Annotated in this window: 6 protein-coding genes and 1 tRNA gene; 5 read left to right on the forward strand and 2 right to left on the reverse strand. The window is 63.5% G+C overall.

Features of this window, described 5'->3' with window-relative positions; translation table 11 throughout:
• Positions 1-15 precede the first annotated feature (15 nt).
• Both JAB6_RS28185 and JAB6_RS28190 read left to right on the forward strand, forming a co-directional pair.
• Entirely contained in the window at positions 16-423 is a 408-nt protein-coding gene (locus tag JAB6_RS28185; protein ID WP_034758310.1) for a DUF4399 domain-containing protein, read from the forward strand.
• A 139-nt stretch (positions 424-562) separates the two neighbouring features.
• Positions 563-2,239: an alkaline phosphatase family protein gene (locus JAB6_RS28190; RefSeq protein WP_070306160.1), complete on the forward strand. Its 1,677-nt coding sequence runs from the start codon at positions 563-565 to the stop codon at positions 2,237-2,239.
• Positions 2,240-2,447: 208 nt separating this feature from the next.
• On the opposite strand, the gene JAB6_RS28195 is transcribed toward JAB6_RS28190, so the two are convergent.
• Positions 2,448-4,022: a phospholipase D family protein gene (locus JAB6_RS28195; RefSeq protein ID WP_070306161.1), complete on the reverse strand. Its 1,575-nt coding sequence runs from the start codon at positions 4,020-4,022 to the stop codon at positions 2,448-2,450.
• A 62-nt stretch (positions 4,023-4,084) separates the two neighbouring features.
• Positions 4,085-5,323, reverse strand: coding sequence for a diaminopimelate decarboxylase (gene lysA / locus JAB6_RS28200; RefSeq protein ID WP_070306163.1), 1,239 nt, complete (start codon positions 5,321-5,323; stop codon positions 4,085-4,087).
• Positions 5,324-5,471: 148 nt separating this feature from the next.
• Between lysA and JAB6_RS28205 the strand changes: the two genes are divergently transcribed.
• From JAB6_RS28205 to JAB6_RS28215, 3 genes are all read left to right on the forward strand, one after another.
• Positions 5,472-6,383, forward strand: coding sequence for a LysR family transcriptional regulator (locus JAB6_RS28205; RefSeq protein ID WP_070306165.1), 912 nt, complete (start codon positions 5,472-5,474; stop codon positions 6,381-6,383).
• Between the two features lie 70 nt (positions 6,384-6,453).
• Entirely contained in the window at positions 6,454-7,860 is a 1,407-nt protein-coding gene (gltX, locus tag JAB6_RS28210) for a glutamate--tRNA ligase (RefSeq protein WP_070306167.1), read from the forward strand.
• A 124-nt stretch (positions 7,861-7,984) separates the two neighbouring features.
• A tRNA-Ala gene (locus JAB6_RS28215) sits at positions 7,985-8,060 on the forward strand.
• Positions 8,061-8,181: the final 121 nt, after the last annotated feature.

An 8,181-nucleotide genomic window follows, 5' to 3' on the forward strand; every position in this document is an offset into this window, starting at 1 on the left:
ACAAGAGGAGACATCATGCAATTGAACACCGTATTCCTGCGTCAAGCAGCCGCCGTGATCGCCGGCAGCCTGCTGGCCGCCAGCGCGTTTGCGCAATCCGTTTCCTTCGTCGAGCCAGCCGATGGCGCGACAGTGGCGAGCCCGTTCAAGGTCAAGTTTGCCGTCAGTGGCATGGACGTCAAGCCAGCTGGCGACATGACGGCCAAGACGGGCCACCATCATCTGCTCATCAATACGGGGCCGATGAAGGCGGGCGAAATGATCCCAATGGATGACAAGCATTTGCATTTCGGCAAAGGACAAACGGAAACGGACGTCACCTTGCCGCCGGGCCAGTACACCCTGACGATGCAGTTCGCAAACGGCGCACACCAGTCGTATGGTCCGGAGCTGGCCAAAAGCATCAAGGTGACGGTCAAGTAAGCCAGGTAAATTCATCTGTTTCGGCATCGGGCCGGGTTCCAGCAATGGGCCCCGGCCTTTTTCTTGTTATTGCTTCTGTCATCATTGCGTCATATAGTCGGCGTATGCTGCCCAGTGGCCTAACTTTTGATGAGCGGATATGACGAAACCTTTCTCCCTTTCCCGGCAACTGGCGCAGGCGCTGCTGCTGGCCGCTGGCGTGGCGGCGTGCCACGCGCATGCGGCCAAGGCGGTGCCCAATACTGCGGCGCAGCCGAAGCTGGTCGTGGTGCTGGTGGTGGACGGCTTGCCGCAAGAGCAGGTGACGCGCTACCGCGACCAGTTCGGCCAGGGCGGTTTCCGCCGCCTGCTGGAACAGGGCGCGTGGTTCAGCGATGCGCACCAGGCGCACGGCATCACGGTCACCGCCATCGGCCACTCGGCCGTGCTGTCGGGCGCCTACCCGTATCAGCATGGCGTGATCGGCAATAACTGGATCGATCCCGTCACGAAGAAATCCGTGTACTGCACCGAGGATGGCAATTTCCATTACATCGGCGAAGAGACGCAGCCCGATGACGGCACGGCGCCGACCAAGCTGCGCGTGAGCACCCTCGGCGACGAACTGCGTTATTCGACGGGTGACAAGGCCAAGGTCGTCACCGTGTCGGGCAAGGACCGCGGCGCCATCCTGCTGGCCGGGAAAACGGGCACGGCCTATATGTACATGGAAAAGACGGGCAACTTCGCCAGCAGCACTTACTATATGCAGCAGCACCCGCAATGGGTGCAGCGCTACCAGGCCTCCAAACCGCAGGACCGCTATTACGGCAAGAGCTGGACGCCGCTGCTGGCCGATTCGGCCTATGCGCGCGACGCCCGTGATGATCTTGTGGCGGCCAAGCCGGGCGCGCGCAACACCTTCCCGTTTGCCTACTACAGCGACAGCGGCAAGCTCGATGGCGAGTACTACAGCCGCCTGAAGTCCGGTCCTTTCCTCGACGAGCTGACCCTGGAATTCGCCCGCGCCGCCATCGATGGCGAAAACCTGGGCCGTAATCCGGCCGGCGTGCCCGATATCCTCGGCGTGAGCTTGTCCGCGCACGACTACGTGAACCATGCCTACGGCCCGGAAAGCAAGATGTCGCACGACCACCTGCAGCGCCTGGACCGCATGCTGGCCGGCTTCTTTGCCGACCTGGATAAAAAAGTCGGCATGGATAACGTGCTGGTGGTGCTGACGGCCGACCATGGTTTCGCCAACGTGCCGGAATTTTCCGAAACGCGCGGCTTTTCCGCCAAGCGCATCGATGGCGCCAAACTGGTCGATGCGCTGAATCAGCACCTGGCGACAAACCTGGGCATCGACAAGCTGGTGACGGCGTCGTCGCTGCCGAATATCTACCTCGATTACGCGCTGGCGGAAAAGAGCGGCGTCCATCGCGCCGCCCTGGAAGATGCGGCGGCCCGCTTTCTTATGCAGCAGGACGGCCTGGCTCAAGTCTACACGCGCACGCAAATGGAAACGGGAGCCGTCGCCACGCGCATGGACACCTTGATGCGTCGCGCCTGGAACCGCCAGCTGTCGGGTGACCTGATGGTCGTAACAAAGCCGGCCTGGTACTTCGGCAAGGGCAGTGGCGGCACCTCGCACGGCACGCCATACACGTACGACACCAACGTGCCGCTGATGGTTTTCGGCCCCCGCTGGATCAAGCCGGGCGCCTATGGCCAGTACGCGGAAGTGGTCGACATCGCACCGACCTTGGCCCACCTGCTGCGCATACGCCAGCCGTCGGCGTCGGAAGGGCGGATTTTGACGGAAGCGGTGCGGTAAGGCTCTTGGGCAGTGGTGTTGTCGGCTTACGCGCTGCGCGCTAAGCCGACCTACGGGGTTTGCATGTCGGCGCCGCCGCCAATTTGACCGGCGTTGTTTGCGTTTCGGCGCCGCCACCAACACGACCGGCCTTGGCCTTGTGAAGAGCGTAGGTCGGATTAGCGGGGCAAAGCCCCGCGTAATCCGACAACAACGTTGGCAAAACCGCTTACAACAGCCAATCGATCGGCAGCACCGACAGAATCGCCACGCCCATGCGCTTCCACACGCTGGTGCCTGGTTCCGTGTCGTAGCGCGTGGTGGCGCCGCTGGCGTCGCGGGCGAGCCAGTACAGCGCGCCGTCGTCGCCAAGCAGCACCTGGTAGGCGCGCTGCGGGATCGTGGTGCGCATGGCTAGACCCAGCTGGCTGGCCAGCGCGGGGCTGTCGATGACGAGGCCCATTTCCGTGTTCAATTCGATCGAGCGCGGGTCGAAGTTGAACGAGCCGACAAAGATGCGCTGGTCGTCGACGGCAAAGGTCTTCGCATGCAGGCTCGATGCGGAGCTGCCGAAGCGGCCCGTCTGCTCGCGCGCATCGCCCGCTTCCCACGAGCGGCGCGATTCGTACAGCAGCACGCCCGCTTCCAGCAGCGGTTTCCTCCACTTCGCATAACCGGCATGCACGGCCGCCACGTCGGTCGCTTCCAGCGCATTCGTCAGGATGCGCACGCCCACGCCTTTTTTCGCCAGGTCGGCAAAGGCTTGCGTGCCCGATTTGCCGGGCACGAAATACGGCGATACCAGGTCCACTTCCTTTTTTGGCACGCCCAGCAGGTTTTGCAGGTTTTCCGCTACGCCCGTGCCTGGCCTGGCCTTGTCCAGCACCTTGGCCGGGTCGTCGCTGACCATGCGCGTCCTGGCCCATTCGAAGGGCAGGGTGCGTTCCATCATCTGCTTGACGAAGGGCGAGGTGCGCAGCGCCTGCACGTATTCCTCGGCCGCCTTGGTGTCGTCGATGCGGTCCGCCTCGGCGGCGATGGTGGCCGCGTCGCCTTCGACTGGGCTGGTCAGCAGCAGCCTGGCCGGGTAGGCCGAGGCGCTATTCCAGTAGCGGTCGAAATCGTGCGAGACGTCATCGACAACGGGGCCGATGGCCAGCACGTCCAGGTCGGCAAACAGCACGTCGCCGGCCGCGCCAAAATATTCGTCGCCCACATTGCGCCCGCCAACGATGGTGGCCTGGTTGTCGGCCGTGAACGATTTGTTGTGCATGCGCCGGTTGAGGCGGGAAAAATCCGTAGCAAAGGCCAGTGCGCGCGGCGCGCGGGGAATAAAGGGATTGAACAGGCGGATTTCCAGATTCTGCTGCTTGCCCAGCATGGTCAGGGTCTGGTCCAGGCCCGCCGTGTTGTTATCGTCGAGCAGCAGGCGCACGCGCACGCCCCGTTCGGCCGCCTGGCGCAGGGCGTCGAACAGCAGGGTGCCCGTGATGTCCTTGTGCCAGATGTAGTACTGCACGTCCAGGCTGCGCTGGGCGGCGGCGGCCAGCAGGGCGCGCGCGGCAAAGGCGTCGCGCCCGTCGACCAGCGGATAGATGCCGGACACGCCCGGATGCTGCGCCACCATGGGCGCAATGGCCGTGGCCAGTTGGGTGTGCGCGGTATCGGTGACGACTTGGGAAGGGACGCGGCCTTCCAGCGAGGGCAGTGAAGCGCAGCCGGCGAGGACGGCGGACAGCAGCAGGGGCAGCAGAGGCAGCAGCCGCGGGCTGGCGCTGCGTGAGGGTAGTGCGGGAACGGGCATGGCGGGCTTTCATCGAGTTGCACGATGTTAGCAGATGCGCATGCCCGCACGCGGGCGCGGTTTTACAGTTGTTCCAGCGCGATCAGTTCGGCCACCGTTTGGCGGCGGCGAATCAAGCGGGATTGCTCCCCATCGACCAGGTATTCGGCCGCATGGGGGCGGCTGTTGTAGTTCGACGACATGGACGCGCCATACGCGCCCGCGCCTTCGAAGACCACGTAGTCGCCCACCTGCGCAGCCGGTAGCAAGCGGGTTTCCACGACGCCGCCATCGCGCTGGGTAAACACGTCGCCCGATTCGCACAAGGGGCCGCCGACGACGGTGGCGCGCTGGGCGTTTAATGCGCGGCCATCATGCGCGATCACCGACATTTCATGGTAGCTGCCGTACATGGCGGGGCGCATCAGTTCATTGAAGCCCGTGTCGAGCAGGGTGAAGTGGTTGCCGCCCATTTGCTTGGTGGTGCGCACTTCGGCCACCAGCAAGCCCGCGTCGGCCACGAGGAAGCGGCCCGGTTCGATTTCCAGGTGCACGGGATGGCCCAGGTGCGCCTCGATCTGCTTGCGCGCCGCATCCCACAGCTGGAAGTAGTGGTCCGTATCGACGGGTTGCTCGCCTTCGCGGTAAGGCACGGACAGGCCGCCGCCCGTGGAAATGGCATCGATGTCGTGGCCCATGTTCTTGACCAGGTCGACCATGGTGCCGCAGACGGTTTCCAGGTGGCTGTAGTCGACGCCCGAGCCGATGTGCATGTGCAGGCCCACCAGGTGCAGGCCATGCGCGCGGATGACGGCCAGCGCCTCCGGCAGCTCTTCGTGCCAGATACCGTGCTTGCTGTTTTCGCCGCCCGTGTTGGTCTTGTTGCTGTGGCCATGGCCATAGCCGGGATTGATGCGCAGCCAGACGCGGTGGCCGGGCGACACGGGGCCCAGCTGGCGCAGCATGTCGACGGAACCGCAATTGACTTCAATTTTTGCCGCCGCCACGCGCGCCAGGGTGGCGCGGTCGAACAGGTCGCATGTGAACACCACGCCGGCGGCGCCGTTCGTTTGCGCCGGCGTAAAGCCCGCCTGCAGCGCGCGTTCGATTTCGCCCAGCGAGACGGCATCCACGTGCACGCCCGCTTCGCGCATCAATGTCAGCAGGTGAATGTTCGAATTGGCCTTTTGCGCGAAGCGCACGGTGTCGAACTGCGCCAGTTGGGCGATGCGCGCGCGGATGGTGGCCGCGTCATACACCCACAATGGCGTGCCGTGTTCCTGGGCGAGTTGGGCGAGGGTGGCGTCTGGCACTGGTTTCATGGTGGCTGTCTTTGTCATGTTGTGGGGTGGTGTCGGATTACGCGGGCTTTGCCCGCCAATCCGACCTACGATGCTGGCCATGATGCGGGTTTTTTGGCTAAACATAAAATATCCATTTAAGCTGACCTTATTCATTTATGATATGGACATGAGTATCTCCCTGCGCCATATCGAAGTCTTTCGCGCCATCATGACGACGGGCAGCGTGACGGCCGCCGCCGCCATGCTGCATACGTCGCAGCCCACCGTCAGCCGCGAGCTGGCGCGCCTCGAGCATTTGACGGGATTGACCCTGTTCGAACGCGAGCGGGGGCGGCTGCGTCCGACGGCCCAGGCGCTGCAGCTGTTCGAGGAAGTGCAGCGCGCGTATTTCGGCCTGGAGCGCATCGTCAGCACGGCGGCGGCCTTGCGCCAGTTCGACCAGGGACAGTTGTCGATCGCCTGCCTGCCTGTGTTTTCCCAGTCCTTGCTGCCGCAGGCGTGCAAGCGCTTCGTCGCCGATTTTCCCAAGGTGAGCATCAGCATCACGCCGCAGGAGTCGCCGCTGCTGGAAGAGTGGCTGTCGGCGCAGCGCCACGATATCGGCCTGACGGAAGTGGACAATGCCCCGCCGGGCACGGCGCTCGCCACCCTGATGTCCGTCGATGAGGTGTGCGTGCTGCCCGATGGCCATGCGCTCGCCGGCAAGGCCGTGCTGCAGCCGGCGGACTTCGCGGGCCAGCCTTTCATCAGCCTGGCCGCCGTCGACCCGTATCGCCAGCAGATCGACGCCATCTTCGCGCAGGCCGGCGTGGAGCGGCGCCTGGCGCTCGACACGCACAGCGCCGCTTCCGTCTGCGCGATGGTGCGCGAAGGCGTGGGGCTGGCCATCGTCAATCCGCTCACGGCCCTTGACTATGCGGGGCAGGGCTTGCAGATCCGCCGCTTTGCCGTGTCCTTGCCGTTCACCGTGAATCTGGTCAAGCCTTTGCACCGGCCCTTGTCGCAACTGGTGGCCCTGTTCGAGCAGGCGCTGCATGCGCAGGCGGACGAAGTAAAAAGGCGCTTGCTGCAGCTGTGACGGCGCTTGTGGAGCGGCGGCGGTCAACAGAGTAAAATGGCGTTTTACTTATTCAAGCCTGATTACTTCGATGACCACAACCGCTACTCCCGTCCGTACCCGTTTCGCTCCCAGCCCGACCGGCTATCTGCACCTGGGCGGCGCCCGCACCGCTTTATACAGCTGGGCGTATGCCCGCCACTTCGGCGGCACCTTCGTGCTGCGCATCGAAGACACGGACGTGGAGCGTTCCACGCCGGAAGCCGTGCAAGCCATCATCGAAGGCATGAAGTGGCTGGGCCTGGACCACGACGAAGGCCCGTTCTACCAGATGCAGCGCATGGACCGCTACCGTGAAGTGGTGGCGCAGATGCTGGCCGAAGGCACTGCATACCACTGCTACTCGTCGCCGGAAGAAGTCGAAGCGATGCGCGAACGCATGCGCGCCGCTGGCGAAAAGCCGCGCTACGACGGCACCTGGCGCCCGGAACCAGGCAAGACGCTGCCTGCCATTCCTGCCGACCGCAAGCCCGTCGTGCGCTTCAAGAATCCGCTCGATGGCGACGTGAGCTGGGATGACGTGGTCAAGGGCACGATCACGATCTCGAACCGCGAGCTGGACGACCTGGTGATCGCGCGTCCGGACGGCACGCCGACGTACAACTTCTGCGTGGCCGTCGATGACTGGGACATGCAGATCACCCACGTGATCCGCGGCGACGACCATGTCAACAACACCCCGCGCCAGATCAATATCCTGCGCGCCATCGGCGCACCGCTGCCGCTGTACGGCCACCTGCCGATGATCTTGGGTGCGGATGGCGAAAAGCTGTCGAAGCGCCACGGCGCCGTCAGCGTGATGGATTACCCGGCGCAAGGCTTCCTGCCGGAAGCGATGCTGAACTACCTGGCGCGCCTGGGCTGGAGCCATGGCGACGATGAAGTGTTCTCGACCGAGCAGTTCTGCGAGTGGTTCAACCTGAACCACCTGTCGAAATCGGCGGCCCAGTTCAACAATGAAAAACTGGCCTGGCTGAACAACCACTATATCAAGCAGGCCGACAACACGCGTCTGGCCGACCTGGCCCGTCCGCAAATGGTCGCCGCCGGCGCCGTCTTCGAAGGCGCGCCGGACCTGGCGCAAGTGCTGGGCATGATGAAAGAGCGCGCCAACACGGTCAATGAACTGGCTGCCGCTTCGATGCTGTTCTTCCGCGAGCCGCAGCCGGAAGCGGAACTGGTGGCGCAGCACATCACGGATGCCATCAAGCCCGTGCTGGCGCAATTCGCCGAGCGCATCGCCACGGTGGAGTGGAGCAAGGAAGCCGTCGCCGCCATGATCAAGGAAGTGCTGGCCGCCAATACCATCAAGATGCCGCTGCTGGCCATGCCTTTGCGCTTGATTTTGACGGGCCAGTTGCAGACCCCGGCCATCGACCAGGTCGTGGTGATCTTCGGCCGCGACACCGTGCTGGCGCGTCTGGCAAAGTGGCTGTAATCGCCGCTCTTAAATACGCGTAAAAATACGGTGCGGAAACCGCCCCTATGAAAAGTTGCTCATAGACGAAAAAGGGTATTTGCAGAGTGAAACTTCTTTGCTATACTCTTGTTTCTGCACCAACGGGGGTATAGCTCAGCTGGGAGAGCGCTTGCATGGCATGCAAGAGGTCAGCGGTTCGATCCCGCTTACCTCCACCAGCAGCAAAATCGCAGTCAGGTTTTGTTGGTCGTTGAAGTGGTGCAGATGTTGTTTGGAAGTTCCGCGGTCCCCATCGTCTAGAGGCCTAGGACATCACCCTTTCACGGTGAGTACAGGGGT

The sequence above is a fragment of the Janthinobacterium sp. HH104 genome (assembly GCF_001758715.1).
In the GTDB taxonomy this organism is placed as follows: domain Bacteria; phylum Pseudomonadota; class Gammaproteobacteria; order Burkholderiales; family Burkholderiaceae_D; genus Janthinobacterium; species Janthinobacterium aestuarii.

What these genes read in the sequence shown, in the direction of transcription:
- JAB6_RS28185 (WP_034758310.1), top strand. Translation starts at nt 16, where the DNA reads ATGCAATTGAACACCGTATTCCTGCGTCAAGCAGCCGCCGTGATCGCC.
- JAB6_RS28190 (WP_070306160.1), top strand. Translation starts at nt 563, where the DNA reads ATGACGAAACCTTTCTCCCTTTCCCGGCAACTGGCGCAGGCGCTGCTG.
- JAB6_RS28195 (WP_070306161.1), bottom strand. Translation starts at nt 4,022, where the DNA reads ATGCCCGTTCCCGCACTACCCTCACGCAGCGCCAGCCCGCGGCTGCTG.
- lysA (WP_070306163.1), bottom strand. Translation starts at nt 5,323, where the DNA reads ATGAAACCAGTGCCAGACGCCACCCTCGCCCAACTCGCCCAGGAACAC.
- JAB6_RS28205 (WP_070306165.1), top strand. Translation starts at nt 5,472, where the DNA reads ATGAGTATCTCCCTGCGCCATATCGAAGTCTTTCGCGCCATCATGACG.
- gltX (WP_070306167.1), top strand. Translation starts at nt 6,454, where the DNA reads ATGACCACAACCGCTACTCCCGTCCGTACCCGTTTCGCTCCCAGCCCG.